Source organism: Vibrio sp. D3 (assembly GCF_043995865.1).
Classification (GTDB): domain Bacteria; phylum Pseudomonadota; class Gammaproteobacteria; order Enterobacterales; family Vibrionaceae; genus Vibrio; species Vibrio diabolicus.
The window spans coordinates 1106742-1129323 of record NZ_CP171886.1; the positions used below are offsets into that span (position 1 = coordinate 1106742).

At 45.4% G+C, this 22582-nt stretch carries 23 protein-coding genes; 12 read left to right on the forward strand and 11 right to left on the reverse strand.

Going from position 1 to position 22582, the window contains the following annotated elements; translation table 11 throughout:
- Positions 1-51 precede the first annotated feature (51 nt).
- Positions 52-1731 carry an RluA family pseudouridine synthase gene (locus ACHFJ9_RS04860; RefSeq protein WP_395354023.1) on the forward strand — a complete coding sequence of 560 codons (1680 nt, stop codon included), beginning with the start codon at positions 52-54 and terminating at the stop codon, positions 1729-1731.
- A 97-nt stretch (positions 1732-1828) separates the two neighbouring features.
- Here ACHFJ9_RS04860 and ACHFJ9_RS04865 read toward each other — a convergent pair whose 3' ends face one another.
- Positions 1829-3169 (reverse strand): MATE family efflux transporter, encoded by a 1341-nt coding sequence (locus tag ACHFJ9_RS04865; RefSeq protein WP_395354025.1) that lies wholly within the window; start codon positions 3167-3169, stop codon positions 1829-1831.
- 533 nt (positions 3170-3702) lie between these two features.
- Here ACHFJ9_RS04865 and ACHFJ9_RS04870 point away from each other — a divergent pair.
- Positions 3703-4851 carry a GGDEF domain-containing protein gene (locus tag ACHFJ9_RS04870; RefSeq protein ID WP_395354027.1) on the forward strand — a complete coding sequence of 383 codons (1149 nt, stop codon included), beginning with the start codon at positions 3703-3705 and terminating at the stop codon, positions 4849-4851.
- A 3-nt stretch (positions 4852-4854) separates the two neighbouring features.
- Here ACHFJ9_RS04870 and ACHFJ9_RS04875 read toward each other — a convergent pair whose 3' ends face one another.
- Positions 4855-5136, reverse strand: a complete 282-nt coding sequence (locus tag ACHFJ9_RS04875) for a hypothetical protein (RefSeq protein WP_005392005.1) — start codon at positions 5134-5136, stop codon at positions 4855-4857.
- A gap of 131 nt (positions 5137-5267) precedes the next feature.
- Positions 5268-5552, reverse strand: coding sequence for a pyrimidine/purine nucleoside phosphorylase (locus ACHFJ9_RS04880; RefSeq protein WP_005392006.1), 285 nt, complete (start codon positions 5550-5552; stop codon positions 5268-5270).
- A 325-nt stretch (positions 5553-5877) separates the two neighbouring features.
- Between ACHFJ9_RS04880 and ACHFJ9_RS04885 the strand changes: the two genes are divergently transcribed.
- Positions 5878-6381 (forward strand): DUF2850 domain-containing protein, encoded by a 504-nt coding sequence (locus ACHFJ9_RS04885; protein WP_054866862.1) that lies wholly within the window; start codon positions 5878-5880, stop codon positions 6379-6381.
- A gap of 369 nt (positions 6382-6750) precedes the next feature.
- The gene (locus ACHFJ9_RS04890) at positions 6751-9297 is read left to right on the forward strand and encodes a glycosyl hydrolase family 18 protein (RefSeq protein WP_395354030.1); all 2547 of its coding nucleotides are present in this window, start codon (positions 6751-6753) and stop codon (positions 9295-9297) included.
- Between the two features lie 174 nt (positions 9298-9471).
- Here the strand turns inward: ACHFJ9_RS04890 and ACHFJ9_RS04895 are convergent, their stop codons facing one another.
- Positions 9472-10329, reverse strand: a complete 858-nt coding sequence (locus ACHFJ9_RS04895) for an alpha/beta fold hydrolase (RefSeq protein WP_005392011.1) — start codon at positions 10327-10329, stop codon at positions 9472-9474.
- 130 nt (positions 10330-10459) lie between these two features.
- A complete protein-coding gene (locus ACHFJ9_RS04900) occupies positions 10460-11050 on the reverse strand; it encodes a TetR/AcrR family transcriptional regulator (protein WP_005392013.1) in 591 nt (196 codons plus the stop codon).
- A gap of 252 nt (positions 11051-11302) precedes the next feature.
- Here ACHFJ9_RS04900 and ACHFJ9_RS04905 point away from each other — a divergent pair, with 252 nt between their 5' ends.
- Together ACHFJ9_RS04905 and nhaD are read left to right on the forward strand one after the other, a co-directional pair.
- Complete coding sequence (locus tag ACHFJ9_RS04905; RefSeq protein WP_301640726.1) at positions 11303-12328, forward strand: acyltransferase; 1026 nt, start codon at positions 11303-11305, stop codon at positions 12326-12328.
- Positions 12329-12748: 420 nt separating this feature from the next.
- Positions 12749-14179 carry a sodium:proton antiporter NhaD gene (gene nhaD, locus ACHFJ9_RS04910; protein WP_005392020.1) on the forward strand — a complete coding sequence of 477 codons (1431 nt, stop codon included), beginning with the start codon at positions 12749-12751 and terminating at the stop codon, positions 14177-14179.
- 37 nt (positions 14180-14216) lie between these two features.
- Here nhaD and ACHFJ9_RS04915 read toward each other — a convergent pair whose 3' ends face one another.
- On the reverse strand, positions 14217-14612 hold the full coding sequence (locus ACHFJ9_RS04915; RefSeq protein WP_053809316.1) for a GFA family protein: 396 nt from the start codon (positions 14610-14612) through the stop codon (positions 14217-14219).
- 201 nt (positions 14613-14813) lie between these two features.
- Between ACHFJ9_RS04915 and ACHFJ9_RS04920 the strand changes: the two genes are divergently transcribed.
- Positions 14814-15422, forward strand: coding sequence for a YitT family protein (locus ACHFJ9_RS04920; RefSeq protein ID WP_395354034.1), 609 nt, complete (start codon positions 14814-14816; stop codon positions 15420-15422).
- 81 nt (positions 15423-15503) lie between these two features.
- Here the strand turns inward: ACHFJ9_RS04920 and ACHFJ9_RS04925 are convergent, their stop codons facing one another.
- The 3 genes from ACHFJ9_RS04925 to ACHFJ9_RS04935 are packed head-to-tail and all read right to left on the reverse strand — an operon-like array spanning position 15504 to position 17577.
- Complete coding sequence (locus ACHFJ9_RS04925; protein WP_395355371.1) at positions 15504-15701, reverse strand: hypothetical protein; 198 nt, start codon at positions 15699-15701, stop codon at positions 15504-15506.
- Positions 15702-15730: 29 nt separating this feature from the next.
- Positions 15731-16213, reverse strand: a complete 483-nt coding sequence (locus tag ACHFJ9_RS04930) for a methylated-DNA--[protein]-cysteine S-methyltransferase (protein ID WP_256899284.1) — start codon at positions 16211-16213, stop codon at positions 15731-15733.
- Complete coding sequence (locus tag ACHFJ9_RS04935) at positions 16210-17577, reverse strand: AlkA N-terminal domain-containing protein (protein WP_395354036.1); 1368 nt, start codon at positions 17575-17577, stop codon at positions 16210-16212. Before ACHFJ9_RS04935 ends, ACHFJ9_RS04930 begins: the two co-directional genes overlap by 4 nt.
- A gap of 194 nt (positions 17578-17771) precedes the next feature.
- On the opposite strand from ACHFJ9_RS04935, the gene ACHFJ9_RS04940 reads away from it, so the two are divergent.
- The 3 genes from ACHFJ9_RS04940 (at position 17772) to ACHFJ9_RS04950 (ending at position 19451) form a co-directional block, all read left to right on the forward strand.
- Positions 17772-17975 carry a hypothetical protein gene (locus tag ACHFJ9_RS04940; protein ID WP_017633816.1) on the forward strand — a complete coding sequence of 68 codons (204 nt, stop codon included), beginning with the start codon at positions 17772-17774 and terminating at the stop codon, positions 17973-17975.
- Between the two features lie 327 nt (positions 17976-18302).
- On the forward strand, positions 18303-18746 hold the full coding sequence (locus tag ACHFJ9_RS04945) for a DoxX family protein (protein WP_005374434.1): 444 nt from the start codon (positions 18303-18305) through the stop codon (positions 18744-18746).
- A gap of 9 nt (positions 18747-18755) precedes the next feature.
- On the forward strand, positions 18756-19451 hold the full coding sequence (locus ACHFJ9_RS04950) for a pirin family protein (protein WP_048625520.1): 696 nt from the start codon (positions 18756-18758) through the stop codon (positions 19449-19451).
- A gap of 81 nt (positions 19452-19532) precedes the next feature.
- On the opposite strand, the gene ACHFJ9_RS04955 is transcribed toward ACHFJ9_RS04950, so the two are convergent.
- A complete protein-coding gene (locus tag ACHFJ9_RS04955) occupies positions 19533-20426 on the reverse strand; it encodes a LysR family transcriptional regulator (RefSeq protein WP_006740927.1) in 894 nt (297 codons plus the stop codon).
- A 148-nt stretch (positions 20427-20574) separates the two neighbouring features.
- On the opposite strand from ACHFJ9_RS04955, the gene ACHFJ9_RS04960 reads away from it, so the two are divergent.
- The gene (locus ACHFJ9_RS04960; protein ID WP_005392041.1) at positions 20575-20928 is read left to right on the forward strand and encodes a DUF413 domain-containing protein; all 354 of its coding nucleotides are present in this window, start codon (positions 20575-20577) and stop codon (positions 20926-20928) included.
- Between the two features lie 154 nt (positions 20929-21082).
- On the opposite strand, the gene ACHFJ9_RS04965 is transcribed toward ACHFJ9_RS04960, so the two are convergent.
- A complete protein-coding gene (locus ACHFJ9_RS04965) occupies positions 21083-21334 on the reverse strand; it encodes a DUF3081 domain-containing protein (protein WP_005392042.1) in 252 nt (83 codons plus the stop codon).
- Positions 21335-21708: 374 nt separating this feature from the next.
- Here ACHFJ9_RS04965 and nagB point away from each other — a divergent pair, with 374 nt between their 5' ends.
- Positions 21709-22509 (forward strand): glucosamine-6-phosphate deaminase, encoded by an 801-nt coding sequence (gene nagB, locus ACHFJ9_RS04970; RefSeq protein WP_006740926.1) that lies wholly within the window; start codon positions 21709-21711, stop codon positions 22507-22509.
- The last annotated feature ends 73 nt before the right edge of the window (positions 22510-22582 follow it).

Consider the following 22582-nt stretch of genomic DNA (forward strand, 5'->3'; position numbering starts at 1 on the left):
CTCAAACAGGTACAATCCTCGCTCGATTTTTTACTCGCGCGGATACCCACCATGCACTCGCCTGAACATTGTTTTACTCGTTTTACTGCTGATACTTCTGACTATGAATTACCAACGCAGTTTACGTTTCCGTTCTACTACACGCCGCATCCTCTTTGCGTTATGGCTGCAAAGCAATTGCAACAGCACTTATTAGCACAAACCGACTTCGAACACGATTTTGGTTTGGTTAATGAAGAAACGGGGCGAGGCAAAATGTTTGGCGTATTGCTGGTAAAAAGCCCTCAAGGCGAGCTCGGCTTTTTAAGTGCGTTTTCTGGCAAAATTGCCGACCAAAACTTGATTCCAAGATTTGTCCCTCCTGTGTACGACATGCTGACCGATGAAGGCTTCTTCCGCGCAGAAACGGATGCCATCAACGCCGCCAATGCGGAGTACAAAACCTGTGCTGCGAATCCGGAATTGGCAGATCTTAAAGCGCAAATCCAAGCCGACCGAGCCGCTTATCAGCAAGAAGAGCAAACACAGCGCCAAGTGATGATAGACGGCCGCGCCGCACGCAAACGACAGCGCCAACAGGGCGAGCAAACTCTCAATGCCGATGACCTCAAAATCTTGTTGGATGAGTTGGGTAAACAAAGTGTCGCCGAGAAAAACGCTCTCAAATACTTAAAGCAAGCGTGGGATGAAAAGCTTGCAATCAAAGAAGCGCGCTTGGCCGAGTTAGAGCAGCAACTTGCTCACCTGAAAGAGCAGCGCAAGACACTCTCCAACGCTTTACAGCACAAACTGCATAAACAATACCGCTTCCTAAACAGCCATGGCGAAACACGCGACTTGGTGGACATTTTTGCGGACACCACAAACCCAACCCCACCAGCAGGTGCGGGGGAATGTGCTGCGCCAAAACTGCTTCAATACGCGTTTAAACACGGATTCAAACCGCTGGCGCTGGCAGAATTTTGGTGGGGTGTGTCGCCAAAGTCTGAAGTTCGCCAACACAAAAAATTCTACCCATCGTGCAACAGCAAATGTCAGCCGATTTTGGGCCATATGATGCAAGGGCTGGATGTCGAACCTAACCCATTGGCGGAGAATTGGGCAGAAGACAAAGAGCTAGAGATAATCTACCAAGACGACGCTATGGTCGTCGTCAACAAGCCCTCGGGCTTACTTTCAGTGCCAGGTAAAACTATCAAGGACTCTGCTTATACGCGCCTACAAGCGATGTTCCCTAATGTGGAAGGGCCGTTTGTGATTCATCGCCTCGACATGGCGACCTCTGGCATTTTGGTGTTTGCCTTAACTAAACGCGCGAACAAAAGTCTGCAAAAACAGTTTATGGCTCGCGGCGTACAAAAACGTTATATGGCACTGCTCGAAGGCGTATTGAACGAGCCGGAAGGGGAAATTTCACTGCCAATGCGTGGTGACCCCGACGACCGCCCACGTCAACTGGTGTGTTTTGAACACGGGAAACATGCAGAAACCTACTGGCAACTGATTGAAGTCAAAGATGGACGCAGCAAGGTATACATGTATCCGAAAACCGGGCGAACTCACCAACTACGTGTACACAGTGCTCATCACATGGGGTTAAACATGCCGATGGTTGGTGATGGTTTATACGGCGAAAAAGCGAATCGCTTACACCTGCATGCTGAGATGCTAGAGCTGGATCATCCATACAGCAAAGAGCGCATGGTGTTCAGAGCTGAGTGCGAATTCTAATGTCCTCCAGATTTTAAATAACAAAAAGGCACTGACTATCAGTGCCTTTTTTGGTTTCTAACAACAGAATAAGCGTGATGCGTGATACAGCAAACCGTTAGCTCACCTTAAACTTGGTCCACACCTGAGAGCGCCAACGCCTTGCCATGATGATACCACGCACCCATTCATCGAGAGCGATTGCCATCCAAGCCCCTAAAACGCCATAACCCATGTGGATGCCAAAGATGTAGGAGAAAAGCACGCCTAGTCCCCACATACTCAAAATCCCCATTTGCACTGGGAACTTGATGTCACCCGCGCCTTTCAGCCCCGCGATAAAAATCAGGTTAAACACACGTCCGGCTTCGAGCAAAATTGAGCCCATGACTAACGAGCCTGCCAATGCGAGTATTTCCGGTTGATCGGTAAATACGCGTAGAATCTCTTCTCTAAACAGGTAAATCAGTGTGGTTGCCGCCGTTGATGCCACAAATCCCACTACGAAGTAGACTTGTACACGTTTTAAAATGCTGCTCACCCAACCTTTACCGATGTAGTAACCGGTCTGAATTTGCGCAGCCTGACCAATTGCCAACGCGAAAGCAAACGAGAAACGGGCAATGTTTTGTGCATAAGTGAAAGCCGCCAACGATGCCGTCCCCATTTGCACCACAAAGTACACAATGCAGATTTGCGCCACGTTATAAGACAGCACTTCACCCGCGTTCATGCCGCCGATTTTTAAGATCTTTTTGTAAATCTCTGCGGGCACTTGTTTCATGGTCGACATCGGTAGTTCAATGCTGCTGCGAGCGAGAATAAACCATAACATTAACGTACCGATGACTTGGCTGACGACGGTTGCTATTGCTACACCTTGCACACCATACACAGGTAAACCGAATGGCTGGTAAAGCGCAATATAGTTACCAATGATGTTGAACACACCCGAGATCAAGTTCACCACCATTGGAGAGCGCGAATAGCCATGGCTACGCAGAATGGTCGTAAAGACTATGCCTATGGTGACGTTGAACGTCATCGCTCCGCTGATCAGCAAATATTCACGTGCGTATTGCTCGACTTGCGCCTCCAAACCGTAATACGGGAGCAGGAATATCGCGCCAAGCACGGCAATCACACTCAAGAACGCACCGACAATCACAGATAGCGCAATACTTGCAACGCCGACGTTCACAGACTCTTGCTCGCGCCCTGCGCCATTGTATTGGGCAACCAAAATCCCCGTTCCGCTGCTGACAAACGTCGAAACGATGATTAAGAAAAAGGTAATCTGCGTGATCACACCAACAGCGGATACCGCTTTGTCTGAATATCCACTCAGCATGAACACGTCACTGGTTCCTAAAGCCGTCCGTAGCAAAATTTCGACAAGAATCGGCCAAGCTAACGCCACAATAGACATTCGCTGGTTGATGTTCTGGCTTTTAGGCATGTTTGTAACCTTTCCTACAACTAAAAACTGCCTCACAAAATGTGTGAAGCAGTTTGGAAAAAGAGTGACTCTAACGAAGCTCGATATGAGGTCGTGATTTAGCGCGGATTCTAGTCGCATATTGGTCACAACGACAACAATATTTCGCTCTGTTTCGGAAAAATATTTCTAATGCTTTTTCACAACGAAAAACTCATTGCCGGAACTTAGAGATCGTCGATTGACGAACAATGAGCTCAATAGGTAGAAGGCGCAGTTCATGCTACTCCCAACAGAGTTGAGTCAGGATAGATCCTGCAAATACGGCGGTGAAAATGCATTACTTTGAATTATAAATAGAACTATCTGAAGCCATAAAGATCCGCCATGGAAAAATTTATAAGCCTGTGTTGTGCTTTGAGCACTCTCACCAAACCACATTTCTAGGCCCATACTAAAAATGACTGACATCACATTTGGAAACTTTGTTGTTCTATTTATCGCTAAAATACCGCCTAGAATAAGCGTACACGTTAATTAAGTAAGGATACGTAATGTCGACATTGGCTGGAGCACGCTTAGAGGAAATGGCGGATATCCGCTCAACAAGAAAAAAGAAAATTGTCTTTTTATGCTCCAGTATCGCCGCGGCATGTTTAACTTATGGCTCCATTGCTCAATTGTTTGAGGATAATTGGGGATTAAGCTTTTTCCATGCTCTGTGTGCTTTAGCCTGTTTAGGTATCAGTTATGTGATAAAGGTTCAACGACATCATCAATATGCCGACCTATGGCTGAGTGCAGTTTTGATGTTCGAAGGGTTATTGCTACTTCTGTATAACGATGCCCCCTCAGGCAAACTGCTATGGCTATACCCTATTGTCGCCACTCTGGTGCTGATCAATGAGTTTAAAGTCGGTCTGCTGTTTAGTGGCACCTATATCTTACTGATCTTTTTTGGCGTCGTTTTTTTAGATCGGCTACCAACAGCCAGTGACATCATAGAACGACGATTTATGCTGACCCTGATAGCAACTGCATTTGTGTGTCACACATTCTCGTATTACTACACAAAAGTACTCAACTACATTCAAACACTTTATCGTGAAGGGATTGAAGAGTTGGCGTATTTTGACCAACTCACAGGGCTTGCCAACCGCTGGAGCTTTGAAACTTGGGCGCGAGCAAAGCTCGATGAGATCAACCATTCACCTGATGACAGTATCACTGCTCTGGTCTTCCTAGATATTGATAACTTCAAACACATTAACGATACCTACGGACACGATATTGGTGACCAAGTGCTTCAAGCCTTTGCAACTCGATTAAAAAACAATGTTCGCCATAAAGACAGAAAAACCGACAAACACGACTACTCCATCGCTCGATTTGCGGGCGACGAGTTTGTGCTCATGCTGTACGACATAAACAGTAAAGATGACCTAGACAGCATTTTGAAGCGTATTGTGAATCTATTCCCAAAAGGCTACCGAAGCTACGATATGATTAACGAGTTAACAATGAGTGTGGGCGCTGCTATCTACAAACAAGATGCGAAGGATTTATCTGAATTGACTCGGTGCGCAGATAAAGCAATGTATGCGGCTAAGCACACAGGGAAAAACCAATACGCGTATTACGAACACTGCAATACCGAAGAGAAGTCAGCCTCTGCAACGCCGGCTGTGTCAGAAGCTTGCTAACGGTTAAGCGAATACATGCATCACCCATAGCCCCAGCACCAGAAATACGATTAGCCACACAGCTTGCAACACTCTGCTCGGCTTATCTTGCTGGCGACTGAATTGGCCTTTAAACGCACGGTCCTTCACTTTGCCCATTAAGCCTTTCCCTAGAGCACGTCGATAGAATTCACGTCTCTTATGGGCTGCATTGGCGACCTCGGTAAAACGATGTCTTTGCTCATTGGTGAGATCTTTGTCCTCGTAACGAGGAGGGAGATCAGAATGCTTGCGTTGTACTGCCATCACTTCCTCCCTGGTCGATGGGTACATTTTTATTAAGTATATACCCAAATAACCAAAAGATGCGTTATAAGTGAAGGACATAGACGAAAAAACCACCCGAAGGTGGCTTTATTACAGGCAAAAAGGACGCTTTAGAAGTACTCACATAAATACGCAGTCGCGTCTTTCACTTGAAGCTCAAACGAAGAGTTCCCTTCCACTTCAAAAAACTCACCACTTTGGTAAGTCGTCCAATCACTCTCGCCGACACGCTTGACCACAAGTGCACCTTTTACAACCGTCATACGCTCAGGCGCTTGAGTGCCGAACGTGTATTCACCAGGAAGCATTACACCAACGCTAACGTCCTGATCATTCTGGTTAAAGCCTAGTGATTTTACACTACCTGCAAAATAGCTATTTTCCTTAATACTCATTATTGGTTTCCTTATCAAAAGTCCGCTCTTTTTTACCTTGTTTCTTCCTGTTACTCAAGCTCTGAAAGCCATTAAGCCAACGTTATAAAGCACATCCTTTGCTACTGAGCGAGGCTAACTTTTTCTAGGCTTAACCAGACGACGTAATTAGTGAGATAAAGTCGGTGAATTAGTTAACGCTAGCAAACAATAAAACCATCAATAAGAGTGTATCCGAATGTAAAAGTGGACATTAGATCATAATTTCTTAGTCTTAATGACGGGATTGTTTGTTTTTGAGAAGGAAGGTTTCCACCATATTAAAAAAGGGAAGAAAAGTAGACCAATGACGGACTCAGCTCGCCGAAGGCGGAAAACAAGACAGGAACCAAAACTTTCATTTTGGGCTCGCCACCAATCCAAAGTCCTCAAAAGCGCATTTGCCGTTTTCGGGGTGGGTCTTTTGACGTTTTTCAGCTATCAAATCCACCTATCCTATCAAGACCATATTGACCCGGAAAAAGTCTACGGCGAGTGGATTGAGATCGGCGCGCCACCCTACCAAACAGAACGTCTGACTTTCACAGAGGATGGGGTATATCGAAACCATCGACTCATCACGACAGAATTTGAATTCGATGGAAAGGTCATCACGTTGAACACTGGATTAGGAAAAACCGCGTACCAGATCTCGGGCTCTCACCTTTCACCTCAGATTCGCCGTATTGAGCCTCTTATTCCAGACCAACGATTCATCCGTAAGGGATTTGAGCATACCGTTCAAGGCTCAGAAACCGGAGCGGCTTCAAAACGTCGCGCTGCATTAAGTGAACATTTCAGCCGTGACTAGCACGTCTTCACGGCTATTTCTCCTTTCAACTCTCTTTCTACTTCAATGAAACAAAACCTTAATAAACAATGAAATAAGGTATTCATCGCATTTATCCCACCCGATACTGAGTAAACAATAATTTTAGTTTCTGCTGAGATTTTATAAATTATTGACTCAGTCTGACACTTTCTGTGTAACAGAGTGCGAGTTTTAGTTAAGTTCTCTCAAGTGCCTCGAAAACCGTCTTAATTTTTTTTGACGAAAAAAAACTCTCTGAAATGCTGAGTGTGATGCTTTTGCACATGGAGTAAATCCAATCATCTTATCTGGTGCAAGAGCAGCCTATGTTCTAGGTAGAACATGAATCCAAGGATTGAGAGAGAAGTTATGATTCGATTTAACCTATGTGCAGCTGGCGTTGCTTTAGCACTATCAGGTGCTGCAGTTGCGGCTCCAACCGCGCCAAGTATCGATATGTACGGTTCCAACAACCTTCAGTTTTCTAAAATTGAACTCGCGATGGAAACCACGTCAGGCTACTACGACATGGTGAAATACCATGAGCAAGCGAAGATCACTGTTAAGTTTAACCAGTGGAGTGGCACGCCAGGTGATACTTACAACGTCTATTTTGATGGTGCAAAAGTAGCAACCGGCCCAATCACTGGTAGCCAAACAACAGCGACATTTGAATATGGTCAGGGCGGCCTATACCAAATGGAAATCGAGGCGTGTGATGCGACAGGTTGTGCGAAAAGCGCACCAGCTGAAATCACGATTGCAGATACCGATGGTTCTCACTTGAAGCCACTGACGATGAATGTTGATCCAAACAACAAAACGTACAATACCGATCCAAGCGTCGTGATGGGTACGTATTTTGTTGAGTGGGGCATCTATGGTCGTGACTACACGGTCGATAACATGCCAGTCGACAACTTGACTCACATCCTTTACGGTTTTATCCCAATTTGTGGCCCAAATGAGTCTGTGAAGTCTGTTGGCGGCAACAGCTTTAATGCACTACAAACTGCTTGTACAGGTGTACCTGATTATGAAGTCGTGATCCACGACCCTTGGGCTGCTTATCAGAAGAGCTTCCCACAAGCTGGTCATGAATACAGCACACCTATCAAGGGTAACTACGCAATGCTAATGGCATTGAAACAACGTAACCCTGATCTAAAAATCATCCCATCTATCGGTGGCTGGACACTGTCTGACCCATTCTTCGATTTCGTAGACAAGAAAAACCGAGACACATTCGTCGCATCGGTTAAGAAGTTCCTGAAAACTTGGAAATTCTACGACGGTGTTGATATCGACTGGGAATTCCCTGGTGGCGGCGGTGCAGCCGCGGATAAGGGCGACCCTGTAAACGATGGCCCAGCTTACATCGCACTGATGCGTGAATTGCGCGTAATGCTTGATGAATTAGAAGCTGAGACAGGTCGAACTTACGAGCTAACGTCAGCTATCGGTGTCGGTTACGACAAGATTGAAGACGTAGACTATGCAGATGCGGTTCAATACATGGACTACATCTTCGCGATGACTTACGACTTCTATGGCGGTTGGAACAACGTTCCTGGTCACCAGACTGCGCTTTACTGTGGTTCATTCATGCGCCCTGGTCAATGTGACGGTAGTGGCGTTGATGAGAACGGCGAACCGTACAAAGGTCCTGCTTACACAGCAGATAACGGCATCCAGCTTCTTCTTGCTCAAGGCGTTCCTGCGAACAAGCTAGTACTTGGTACAGCAATGTACGGTCGTGGCTGGGAAGGCGTCACTCCAGATACGCTAACCGATCCAAATGACCCAATGACAGGTACTGCTACAGGTAAACTGAAGGGCAGTACAGCGCAAGGTGTTTGGGAAGATGGCGTAATTGACTACAAAGGCATTAAGTCATTCATGCTAGGTGCCAACAACACTGGCATTAACGGCTTCGAGTACGGCTATGATGCACAAGCAGAAGCACCATGGGTATGGAACCGCACTACGGGCGAGTTGATCACATTTGATGACCACCGCTCAGTGCTAGCAAAAGGTAGCTACGCTAAGTCTCTAGGTCTTGCGGGTCTATTCTCTTGGGAAATCGACGCGGATAACGGCGACATTCTCAACGCAATGCACGAAGGTATGGCTGGCGGTGTGGTTCCTCAACCAAACCGTAAACCAACCGCAGCTGCTGGCGCATATCAATCTGTAACTGGCCCTGCAAATGTGGTTCTAGATGGTAGCCTATCGAAAGACTCTGACGGTACTATCGCGAGTTACGCGTGGGAACAAGTATCTGGTACAGCAGTGGTACTAGCAGGCGCAGACACAGCGAAAGCAAGCTTTGATGCAGCAGAAGTTACTGTTGAGGAGCAATTAACTTTCAAGCTGACAGTGACTGACAACGAAGGTGCAACGGCATCTGACCTTGTTGTAGTAACGGTGAAGCCAGCAGGTGTGGTTGACCCAGCGAACAATGTGCCAGTAGCGCAAGTTGTTGCTCCAGCAACAGCAAACGCTGGTGACGTTGTGGTTGTAGATGCGTCAGCCTCTAGCGATGCAGACAACGATACTCTTACTTTCAACTGGACGCTGCCTCAAGGTTTGAACGCAACGGTTGAAGGTTCTAAAGTAACTTTCACTGCTGCTGAATACCCGCAAGACACTAGCCTAAGCTTTACCGTAAGTGTGAGCGATGGCAAAGCGTCTTCAACGGCAAGCGCAACTGTTGTTGTTGCACAGCATACCACCGATCCAAACCCTGGTACCTGTGACAACGCATGGGATGCAAGCGCAGTGTACACAGGCGGCAACCAAGTCACTCATGCAGGTAAAACTTGGGAAGCGAAATGGTGGACTCAGGGTGACGATCCTAGCCAATCTGGCGAATGGGGCGTTTGGAAAGAAGTTGGCGTAGCTAACTGTAACTAAGCCCGACCTTGCAGATTTTCTGTAAAGTTAACGATCAAAGGACAGCTTCGGCTGTCCTTTTTTGTTTTTATCTCATAACGAGAAAAGCGATACCATAGACGAAAAACCATCCGAGGTATTACTTTCAAATCGAATTAGCCCAAAACGGATCGAGCCAATTAGCAAGCATGAAGATTACCAAGAACGATCGAGTAAACGGTCAAAACTACTGAAGACTTGTGCACACTTCATCACTCGGCCATGGCCTTGACCTTGCGTTGTCACTAACTCAACATTTTCAATCTCTTCAGCGGCTTGTGCAGAAATACTGTACTTAGTGAACTTATCCTGCTCATCATGAACAATGATGGCTGGAGACGAGCGCTCAGCCAAACGCTTTAGCGGATCAATTGACTGTAATGGGTAACCAAATTGATCTTCAACTTCTGAAACCACAGCATTAAAAAGCTTCATCGAATAACCTGAACGCGCAATGCTACCGAATAGGTTCTCTACGTAATTCAATACCGGTGCAATAAGCAGTAAAGGCTTGTTTTCTAATTTGCTATGTCTGCACTCAAGAGCAGAAGCGGTGCCCATGCTGTGCCCAACTAGACCAACAATATCGTCTACCGTATCTAACACATCTTCTAACCCTTTGACAAAACCCGGAATGTGCCCATACTGCCCTTCACTCTCACCATGTGCTGGATGATCGTATGCCAAAGCGGTGAAACCTTTCGACGCAATATGTTCCATCAACGGATAAAACTGACTTGCGGTGCCAGACCAACCATGAGTTAACACCCAAATAGGTCCAGAGCCCAAAGTGTAGGTTTTGATAATGCCTGCATGCCCTTTAATTTCACCCTTGGCAAGTCCTTGAGGTTCGGTGTTTTTAGGTGCTGTGCGAGCAGGTGTCAGGAGCAACTTACGCGCGGTATTCTTTGCATGGGAAGGGGCCAGCGTATGGTGTAAACGCGTACTGATGTTCACCAAACTGCGCTTAATACTGAAACGTTGCGATGTATTAAAGTAAATTTTTTCACTCATGATTATGTCCTTAACTATCAGCTTCGCACAAAAAATAGAACGGTCGTGCTTTTTATACTGATAAGAAAAAGCGAACTCAGCCGCTCTTTATGATTTTATGTCTACAAATCTGGAAAGCGAATAACTGGTATCAGCCTTTCCAGCGAGAAAATAAGTTGTCGATCCCTTGCCAAAACAGGCGCAAGCTTTCTTCCTCACCTTTAATTGAGTAAAAAACATGCGCACTCAAATAAAGACCGTATAAATCAAACGTTGCTTGGCGTGTATCTAAGTCTGCTGCAAATTCTTGCTTCTCTTTGCCTTTCGTTATTTGGATCTCCAAGTAGCTCAGCCAAGTGTCTATGGATTTACGCAGTCCGGCCTGAAGTGGGCAATCTTTATCTGCCGTGTCATTCCAAGCGTCTAGAAACATACAACTTCCTTGAAATGCGTGGTTCCAAGTCATCCAAGAGTCGAGCAACCCTCGAATTTTACGTTCGATATTGCCATCCCCTGCTTCACGAACAGGCTCAATAACTCGGGCGGCGAACACTTTATTGGCGTGCTCCAATACCGATAGTTGTAAATTCAACTTCGAATTGAAGTGGGCAAACAGACCACTTTTCGACATACCGCATTGCTTGGCTAACTCACCAATCGTAAGACTTTCTAATCCGTCTTCGCTGGCGATCTCAAAAGCCCGTTGCAGAATAAACTCTTTTGTCACTTTTCCTTTTTGCATAATCTTATTTTTAGCACGATCGTTCTTTTTTGCAATCTAGAGTTAACTGGTCTAACCATACATTAGTGTCATTTTCGACTCGCTAATCACGTATTGAGTTGGTTAATGGGTTAATAATTAAGAAGTTTGAAGTAAGTCTTAAATTTAAACACAGCTTCAGTGTAAGCGCGAGTCTGTTGACTTTTTCACGCATTAATTCAGCCACAACCTGCTACTTTCACCTAAGTTTTTTTTATTTAGGTAAGTAATGTAATGGCAAAGAAACAAAAAATAGCCAGCTTAGAGTTTGCGCGTATTATTGCGATGTTTGCAATTATAGGATTGCACTGCCAGATGGCCCTGACATACTGGCAATGGGATGGAATACCGTGGGTTGGCTATATACTCAACCAATTGGCTCGTTTTGCTGTGCCACTGTTTTTTCTCATTTCTGGTTATCTTATCCAGCCCAAGCTAAGCCGCGCACCTATCGAAACACTAAAAAACTACGCCAAACCACTGATGAAGGTTTGGCTCATTTGGAGCGTGATCAGTTTATTGATGCCATTCCAGTGGCAAACTGTCGCTGAGGCGGGGTATCTCGCCGAAAGGCAGGGCTACTGGGGCTACTTAATGTCGACCCCGCTCAATTCACTCGTCGAAGGCGGGCTCGTTCACCTGTGGTTTATTCCAGCTCTGGTTATTGCCGTTGCCTTAATTGCCTTCCTCGTGCATATCAATATGGCTCAATTGGTACTGCCAACCGCCGTATTGCTATACATATACGGCGTGTTTGCTGGCAGTTATTCGACCATTACCGACCTGCCAGCGCCTTTCTTTACTCGTAATGGGCCGTTTTTCAGTACGTTGCTGGTAACACTGGGTTATCTAGCACGAGAAGAACAGTGGCGATGGTCGCGAAACAATACGATTCGATGCATTCTTCTTGGTATGGCGCTGCACTTTGGTGAAGCTTATTGGCTAATGCAACACGAGGTCGCTTTTAATTCTCACGACTTCCTGTTTGGTACTGTTATCTGGGCCCTGGGTGTCTTTATGTGGCTCTTAGTCCACCCACATTTTGGCGATATGCCTTGGGTATTCAAACTATCTCCTAGCGTGTTAGGCATTTATGTTAGCCATCTGCTTGTGATAATTATAATGATGAATGTCGCTGGATTTATCGGGTTGCAACACCTCGCGAAAGACGCATTTATTTATCCTGCAACGATTGTCGCAACCATAATACTTGTGAAAGCAATTGAGGCTTCGCCGTTGAGAAAATGGCTGCTGCGCTAAATCCATTCAGCGCTCGATATAGCTAGCTCTAGCTCAAAAGGGTTAGAGCTAGCCAGTTAAAAATGAGATTTCTCTCTCACTGACCAATTTTTGACTTTCTAATCCTTCAGAATTTGCCGTCACTCACAAAAAACATTGTTCATTTCCTTTAAATTGGCTCGACTATTACAACATTGCTCATTAAACGGAGGCTGTATGTGGGCAGGTCAAGGACTCGTTCCTTTTTTAGAGATTAGCCATTGGTTAACTTACGGTTTGTATGCCGCTGTGGTTTTATTTGGCGCAGCAAGCATTGCGTCACTCAGAAAATAGTGGCGCACACTATCATTTCCTAACTCCTACTGTTAATTCGAGCTCTCTCACAACTAACTCATTAATTTGTGGCTAATATTTCTCCAACCAGACAAAGGAGAAATGTCTATGCCAATCTATCCAATTGTAGCTTTCTGCTGTTTGTTGTTCTCTAGCGCCACCTTTGCTGCCCCCACCAATGAACTGAACCTTGTTAATTCTGGTGTCGGTTACGCGGCTCTCATTATCTTTTCGATTGCTTACATACTGGTTATGTTGGAAGAGTATCTGAAAATGAGAAAATCCAAGCCTGTGCTGCTCGCTGCAGGGTTAATTTGGATTCTAATTGGCTACACCTTTGCTCAACACAACCAGCCAGAAATCGCCAAATCCGCACTAGAGCACAACTTGTTGGAATACGCGGAACTGCTGCTGTTTTTGTTAGTAGCGATGACTTACATCAATGCTATGGAAGAGCGCAAACTCTTCGATGCCTTACAGGCGTGGATGGTCGGCAAAGGCTTTGGCTTCAAAAAGCTGTTTTGGCTGACGGGGTTTCTCGCCTTTATTATTTCACCGATTGCCGATAACTTAACCACAGCCCTCTTGATGTGCGCTGTGGTGATGAAAGTCTCTGGTGATAATCCTAGATTCGTGAATCTTGCCTGTATCAACATTGTTATCGCTGCCAACGCTGGCGGTGCATTCAGCCCATTTGGTGACATTACGACCCTGATGGTGTGGCAAGCCGGGCATGTCAGCTTTGCTGAATTCATCCCGTTATTCGTCCCGTCACTGGTGAACTACTTGGTTCCTGCATTTTTGATGTCACTCTTTGTTCCAAACACCAAACCGAATACGATTCACCAACACGTAGAACTGAAACGCGGCGCGAGACGCATTGTCGCACTATTCATTCTGACGATTGCCACCGCAGTCTCTTTCCACGCTTTGCTGCACTTCCCACCCGTTATGGGCATGATGATGGGCTTGGCCTACTTACAATTTTTCGGCTACTTCTTACGCCAAACACTCAAACATTCCTTGGCAAAAAAAGCGGCCATGGCAATTGCCAATGGCGACGATCACGCATTAAAACGCTTAGGTTCAGTCGTTCCGTTTGACGTGTTCCACCGTGTATCTCGCGCAGAATGGGACACCTTGCTGTTCTTCTACGGCGTAGTGATGTGTGTCGGCGGTTTGAGCTTACTTGGCTATCTCGAACTGGTTTCAAACGTCATGTACAACCAATGGAACCCTGTCTGGGCCAACGTGATGGTTGGTGTTCTATCTGCCATCGTCGATAACATTCCGGTTATGTTTGCTGTACTGACTATGGAACCAAGCATGTCGATGGGGAACTGGTTACTTGTCACATTGACTGCGGGTGTGGGGGGCAGCTTGCTTTCAATTGGCTCTGCGGCAGGTGTCGCATTAATGGGAGCCGCGCGTGGTCAATATACCTTCTTTGGCCACCTAAAATGGGCTCCCGTCATCGCCTTGGGTTATGCCGCCAGTATTGCAGTGCACTTGTGGATGAATAGCGGTTTATTTACCTAAAAGCACCGTGAGTCAGGCGCTTAACTTGCGATATAACCTAACTGTCGGATGGATGGTTAACGCCATCCATCACTTCGATAGTTCCCAATTCATATGGGTTGACGCCCTCTAAACAGCCGACATTATAGCCGTACTCACTCGGGTCAGAGCGACGCTGATGGTGCGTATAAATACCACATTCGCCACAGAAAAAGTGCTTCGCTGTGCGAGTGTTAAATTGATACAGCTTCAAAACGTCTTCGCCTTGCACGATACGAATACCATTCAGAGGCACAGATGCCACAATCGCGCCGCGACGTCGACACATGGAGCAATCACATCGTCTCGGCTTCTCAATACCATTAGGTAATGCAAGTTCCAGCTCAACTTTTCCGCAGTGACAACTCAGTCGATGTAATGCGTTGATTTGGGTAGTGCCGACTTTCTTAATCATAACTTTTCCTTGTTGTTTTTCTACCTGTGTACATTATGTTAAACAGGCTAGCATCAGCACAATCTTGTCCAAAAACTCGACATTCATCACTTTTCGCGACATTTTATTGGCCGATTTGTTAGTTGCTATTTTGGCAACTGTTTATCTCGCTGGATGGACGTGTTGTCTCCGGCGCGGTTTTTAAACCAAGGAAAAAATTTTATGGATAAAGATCATAGCCTAAGAGAGAACCTCTTGGCTCTGACGCTCGGCAGTGCGTTAGTGTCGCTTGGGGTAATATTTTTCAGCAAAGTAGGATTGCTCACTGGCGGTACGGCTGGTTTGGCGATCTTCCTTACCAAAGTGAGTGACTTCAGCTTTGGTCAGATATTTTTCGCTCTCAACCTCCCTTTTTATATTTTGTCTGTAATGCGCATGGGATGGCGCTTCACCATTAATACCTTCATTGCGGTCTCGATTGTTTCTTTTGCGGTCGATCATCTGCACCATGTGATTGAAATTTCACGAATCGAACCTTTCTATGCGGCACTTCTAGGTGGTGGGTTAATTGGAATAGGTATGTTGGTGATTTTCCGCCACAAGATGAGTTTAGGCGGTTTTAACATTCTAGCGTTGTACCTTCAGGAACGTTTTGGGATTAGAGCGGGTAAAGTTCAGATGGCGCTCGATTGTGCCATCGTAGTGATGTCGCTGTTCATTGTGGATGTGCACCTTATCGCTCTATCCGTCCTAGGTGCCGCGGCGACAAACTTGATTTTGGCGATGAACCATAAACCAGGACGATACCAGGCAAAAGCGCAAATAGCTTAATCAACATCGTGTAATGAGTGAACTTACAAAATATGAGCCCCGAGCCATTCGCTCGGGGCTTTTTTCATTCAACGCTAAGATCTACGTCAACGAGCTCGTTTTGCAGTACTGCTGCATCTCTTCATCCAATTTAGCTTTATATTTCTGGCTAAGATGGAAGTGCACTTGCATCAGCAAATCATGCGCATGGAACAGCTCAAACACATCACCACCATTTTGCTGACAAATGGCTTCGCAGCGCTCGGCATGCTCTACACTATCGTTTCCCCTGTGCAGCACGCTTAATCACAATATGAGAATCGCCTCACTTAAAGCGGTGTACCTTGCTCCAACGCAAGTAAACGTTGCTTGCGCTCTACTCCACCAGCATACCCTGTCAATTTACCGCTTTTGCCAATAACGCGATGACAAGGCACCACGATAGAAATAGGATTTTTTCCGTTTGCCAACCCAACAGCGCGCACAGCTTTAGGGTTGCCAATCGCGTTGGCGAGATCTTGATAGCTCCACGTTTCGCCGTATGGAATGGTCGTTAGTGCCTGCCAAACTTGATTTTGAAAATCCGTGCCTGTAGCCGCCAAAGGCAGCTCAAATTCATTACGTAGGCCAGAAAAATATTCATTCAACTGGGTAACAGCTTGGCGCAAAATCGGGTGTTGATCGTCTCGCGCTCCCAGTTCACTCGGCTTAGTGGTGCATGTTTCAAACCAAATGCCAAGCAAGCCCTCAGAGTTAGATTGGATGGTCACCGTTCCTAATGGGCTCGGCATTTCGGTATAAAATGTTTTCATGATTGATTCCATAAGTGAAACGTCGCGTAGCTTCCCCAAGGGGCCGCAGTGTGCGTATTCAGTGATGGGTAACGCTGCATCGCCTTTTTCACCACTAAGTCTTTATCTAAAAAGCAATCGGGTTGAGATTGCCCTCGCAGTTGAGCATAACTGACTGTCCAAGGTCCAATGCCTTTCAAAGCTAGCCACTGCAGGGGGTCGGCTTCTGAGTTGTCCTGCATGAACTGGGCGAAGCGCACTAGCGTCTCTTTACGGCTTTGCGGCATGCGCAAAAAGCTCACGTCGGTATTAGCTATCGCATCTGGTGTCGGGAAAAAGCGTTTTTCTGACTCTCCACTAAGTGTGGTCACCAATAAGTTAAGTTGACCAATCGCCGCTTTAACCGACACTTGCTGGCCTAAAATCGCTCTAACCCCTGCTTCCCATGCATTCCATACACCAGGAACACGAATACCTTTACTCGACACAAGCCCAGGCGCGACATACTCCAAATGCTGCTCAACAGTACAAATATCAGCGTCAAGATCAAACATACGACGAATGTCAGACACCAAGTTTTGCAGCTTCGTTACTTCTTCAATTTCAAACGCCAGTTCTAAGTATCCTTCACCTTTTGTCGCTTTAAACCAGGCTTTGCTGTTATCCAAAAAAACGTTGCGCTGATAACTCTCATCACTCACCAGCTCAACCCCCTCAATCGCTCGTAAACGGTAAAAGTTCAACATGTGCTGCCAATTCAATTCACCTCGATAAGGCAAGGCAATTCGATTGCTACCCATACCGTCAAACTCTTTGCGACGGACTTGAGAAGGCGTCAGTTTGAGAAACTTTTGGAAAGCATCGTTAAAGCGGCGTGTACTGTTAAAACCAGACGCAAACCCCACTTCGGTGACCGACATAGAACTGGAATGAAGCAACTGTTTGGCGAACATTAATTGTTGATATTGCGCATACTGCTTGGGTGACATGCCTAGATACTGCTCAAACAACATACGTAAGTAGCGATCCGAAATCCCAACACGCTCTGCTAGCTCAGACACCGAGTGGTGATGCAGTTCCCCTCGATCAATTAACGAAATCGCTCGTTGAAAGGTCGTTTCTACGCCTTTCCATGCCCAAGAACCCGGCGCGCTATCAGGTCGACAGCGCAAACAAGGACGGTACCCCGCTTGGAGAGCTTGCGCTTTATCGGTGAAGTACTCTACATTTTCTTCTTTAGGTAAATTAGCCGGACAAATTGGGCGACAAAAGATCCCCGTTGTTTTCACTGCCACATAAAATCGCCCATCAAAACGGCTGTCTCGCGCGACTCGCGCCTTATGACACTGCTCGAAAGTCAATGAGGTATGGGGGTGAATAAACATAGTGCTTTCCTTGCTCATGCCTTTTGTCATTTATTGTTCATAGGCATCGTTCAATATAGTGTTATTGTAGCTTGCTTAAGCGCCTACCATTAGCCATTTTCGGAACTCAATATTGAGATTTATTGGCATTAGCGCTTTTGTACACTAAAGTTAGATTCAGAACATCACAACAACGTCGGCTAAAGGGAATTGGCATGGACTTACACACTTGCGTAATTGTACTAAGAAACCAAAAGGTTATTACCAGTAAATCCGTAGATCATTCAATTGGAATTATCGAACGAGACTCAGATAACGAGATCTCAGAAATTCAAATTAATGCCACGGATGGGCGTAATATTCGAACCTATCACTACAACAATGTAGAGGAGTCACTAGAGAGCTTAATGAACCTCTGACGGTTTTCTTTAACACACCTTTCTCCCTTGTTAATAGCGAAAGCAATAGAGCACAGCAACCTGTGCTCTTTTTTTTGTTTAACAGCAAAAATGTTTATCGAAAATAATGATGGAACCTGATTTAAAACACGACAAAACTGGCATAAAAAAACTCATAAAAAACACTCAAGCAACTGATTAAAAATAACAAAAATCCATTATTCAATTTTTTAGAACGAGTTTATCAAAATACTCCCGTTATTTTTATTCTCACCGCCACCTAAACTGTTCTCAACAGCACGGGAGCACACGCTTCCCACTCATTGAAAAGAGTCAGAGGACAGAATCATGAAAGCACTATTACAGAAAATTACCACATCAAACGCAGGTTACAGCGCACTATCACTTCGCGTTCCAATCGGCATTATCTTTATGGCGCACGGCGCACAAAAGCTGTTTGGCTGGTTTGGTGGCTACGGGCTAGAAGGCACTGGTCAGTGGATGGCATCTATCGGTTTAGGTCCTGGCGTGCTCATGGCGTTACTTGCGGGCAGCGCAGAGTTCTTTGGCGGCTTGTTCATTTTACTTGGTCTGCTAACTCGACCAGCAGCGGTTGCTTTGGCGTTCACGATGGTGGTAGCGATATTCTCCGTCCACTTTGAAAACGGTTTGTTCATGGCAAACAACGGTTACGAGTTTGGCTTAGCATTACTGGCAGCGAGCGTTTCTCTGGCGTTCTCTGGCGCAGGTAAAGCAGCATTAGATAACTTCTTAAACAAAAAGCTCTCTTAAGGAGGCTCTATGATTACGGTAAGACATGCAGCAGACCGAGGTCGAGCAAACTTTGGCTGGCTTGATAGCAAACATACGTTTTCTTTCGGTAGCTATTACGATCCACAACATATGGGCTTTTCTGAATTGAGAGTCATCAATGACGATGTAGTCCAACCTGGCGCAGGTTTTGATACACATGGCCATCGTGATATGGAGATCATCAGCTATGTGCTGGAAGGTGTTATCGCGCACAAAGACAGCGAAGGTAACGTGAAAACATTACCCGCCGGGGAATTCCAACTCATGTCGGCAGGGAAAGGGATTTACCACAGTGAGTACAATGCGTCGAACCGCGACACGCTGCGCTTTCTACAAATTTGGATTCAGCCAAATACATTTGGAACCAAACCAGGTTATCAGCAAAAAGACTTTGGTCGCACGCCTGGATTAACAACTATCGCGACTCCAACAGGAGAAAACGGTACGCTACTTATTAAGCAAGATGCCACATTACATCAGTTAATTCTTGAACCAAATAGCGAACTTAACTTTGAGATAGAATCGGGTAGAAACTTATTCGTTCACCAAGTAACGGGGAGCCTTAGCATCGACAATACCACCTTGACGGCGGGCGACGGCGCGAAGATCGAACAGCAAAGTAAGGCTGTTTTACGCAATACATCAAACGAGAGCACAACCGCCCTGCTATTTGACTTGCCATAACTATCGATTCATCGAGATAAAAAGAAAGCCGCCTGGATTTTCCAAGGCGGCTTTTTAATTTCTCTGACTTTTCACTCAACGCTATTCGTCGGAAGTGCCGGAACCAATTTGCTGAAAACTGTAAGCCGTCAGTGGATCGATCTCTTTAACAATTTCTTCCACTTGCTTAATCGCGTCTACCGACGAGCTAGCTTTACGATAGCTCAAATAGATAGGGCGATACCAATCTTCTACGCCAGACACCTTGTGAAGCTGCCCATTGGCGATAAAGGGCTCTACCAGAGAGATGGGTAAGTAAGCGGCACCGCCCTTCTCCAAAATAAAGTCCAATGCAATGCGCGCCGTTGACGTGCGCAGATACGGAGCCGGGATCTTAGGGTGACGTTCAGAATGTTCTGATGAGAAGCGCGTTCCCCAATCCACATACACGTATTTGTTTTCAAAAACGGTGTCTAAAGAGTCTTTCTCAGTCGATACCAGAACGAGAACAACATCAGCCACTTTTTTGCAGTTAAGCTCATCAGCTTTGATTTGGTCGAACGCAAATGCCATATCTAACGTGCGCTCTAGCAAGCTTCGACTGAGCATTTCCCGCCCCATCACTTCTGCCATAAAACCATAACCACCAAATGAATCTGTGACGACACTTAAACAGTTCTGCAAGTAGGCGTCCCAAATATTTGGCGTACCGCCTAACGTTAATTGCAGCGCTTTGCCATCTTCAAGCGATAACTCTAGCTTCGCTTGTTGCAATGTGGTGACCATCACCTCTGCATAACTGATTAAGCGCTCACCTGCAGAGGTCAACTTTATGTTATTTCGATCACGAATAAACAATTGCGTATCGAAGTAACTTTCCAATTGTTTGATACGTGCGCTCACTGCAGCTTGGGTAATATAAAGATTCTCAGCGGCGCGTCCGAAGTGACGAACCCTTGCCAGCTCTAAAAATGTTCGAAAGACTTTTACATCCATAAACCATCTCCTGGTTAATATAAAACCAGATTAACAACTAATTAAAATCATGACGACAAAAAAGTTTTGTTTTTCTTTTGTTAGCTTTACGCCTAATTTTCGCCGTAGTTCACTACATTCATCAATAACGGTTACAGAGGCTGTTGACATGTCTGACACTGAATTCCGTCATGGCAAAAAACGTTTTTACGACAACGTAAAATTCCCACGCGGCTTTGCAAAGTCTGGCGATTTTACTCTCTCGGAAGAGGAAATCCTAACAATTTATGGGGATACTATGCTTGGCTTAGAGTCAGGCGAATTAACACCTGAAAATAGCGAAGAGAAACACTTCATCAAGGTGCTAGAAAACCCAGGCAAAGCAAAAACAAAACTTGAGCGTACGTGGCTAAAGTACACCCAACTTGCTCGTGGTCGCAAGCGCTTCCACACGCTAAATGGTCGTAATAAGCCTGACGCGACAGAAGATTACATTGAAGAGAGTTTGGTCGAAGACGATTAATAACCAAATAAACTAATTCTCGCCTTTTTCTAGCAGTAGGTAATAGGCGAAAGCTCGTTTGGTTTGACTGAGCGAGCAAAACAAGCTCATTTCTTCTCCTAAAGCCCAAGGGCGAGTTCTCCCAAGGGCTTTTTTAGTATTTAGTGCTGCCAGTCTACTTTGCAAGCATCGCGATCTTTTTCAAAAAGCTCTCTTTCAAGTGCTCTTGGTCGTACTCCAATTGATAGGTATTGTGGAAGCCAACCTTTAGCTCAACACCATTCCCTCGTAAGAAAACGTTGTACCCGTCGTAATCGGAAAACGCTTCTACACCTTCATACATTTTGCCAAATTCGGTTGGTGTACCGTTGTTCATCACACATTCGTAAGCCTGTAGTACTTTGCTCGGATCTAACTCATTTTTCATACCGAATTCCTCACTGGTTTACACATTTCAATTATGGTTAAGGAATGAGCGTCGTGCCATGTCCATCCTATAATATTTGAAGTTCGTGTGCGATTTCACACTCTGTAGGTTGTTAAAAAACAAGGTTAAGTGCGAAGACAGAACTTAATTTAGATCATAAATTTTATCTATCAATTCGTCAGTTTCATAATGCAATTTCTTTGTAAAAAATCGGCTTATAAAAGCATTTAGATATAAAAACAGTCGATAAAATCAACACTGGTTAAAGAAAAAGCAAAATTTTGACCTAAAACAATAGCAGTTCGTCATTACTTATTTTATAATGCGAATTAATGTTTCGGTACATCGTAAATTCCAATAACTAGGGGCACAAAATGAGACTTATCCCGTTAACTCGAGCAGCACAAGTAGGTAAGTGGGCAGCTGCGCATATCGCTAAGCGAATCAACGACTTTAAACCTACTGCTGAGCGTCCATTCGTTCTGGGTCTACCAACTGGTGGCACTCCTCTAGCAACCTACAAAGCCCTAATCGAGCTTTACCAAGCCGGCGAAGTGAGCTTCAAAAACGTCGTGACTTTCAACATGGATGAGTACATTGGCATCCCTGCAGATCACCCAGAGTCTTACCGCTCGTTCATGTACAACAACTTCTTTAATCACATTGATATCCAAGAAGAAAACATCAACCTACTGAACGGTAACACTGACGATCACGACGCAGAATGTAAGCGTTACGAAGACAAAATTAAGTCTTACGGCAAGATCAACCTGTTCATGGGCGGCGTGGGTAACGACGGTCACATCGCGTTCAACGAGCCAGCGTCATCTCTGTCTTCTCGTACTCGTATCAAGACACTGACTGAAGACACTCGCATTGCGAACTCTCGCTTTTTTGACGGCGATATCAACCAAGTGCCTAAATACGCACTGACTATCGGTGTGGGTACACTGCTAGACGCAGAAGAAGTGATGATTCTGGTAACAGGTCATAACAAAGCTCAAGCACTTGAAGCAGCAGTAGAAGGTTGTGTAAACCACCTATGGACGGTTTCTGCACTTCAACTTCACCCTAAAGCAGTGATTGTATGTGACGAGCCAGCTCAACAAGAACTGAAAGTGAAGACAGTGAAGTACTTCTCGGAGCTAGAAGCGGAAAACATCAAAGGTTTTTAATCCATAGGATGACAGCCTAGATGCACACTAAAATACGAAACCCGTGATCAATCACGGGTTTTTTCTTATCTGA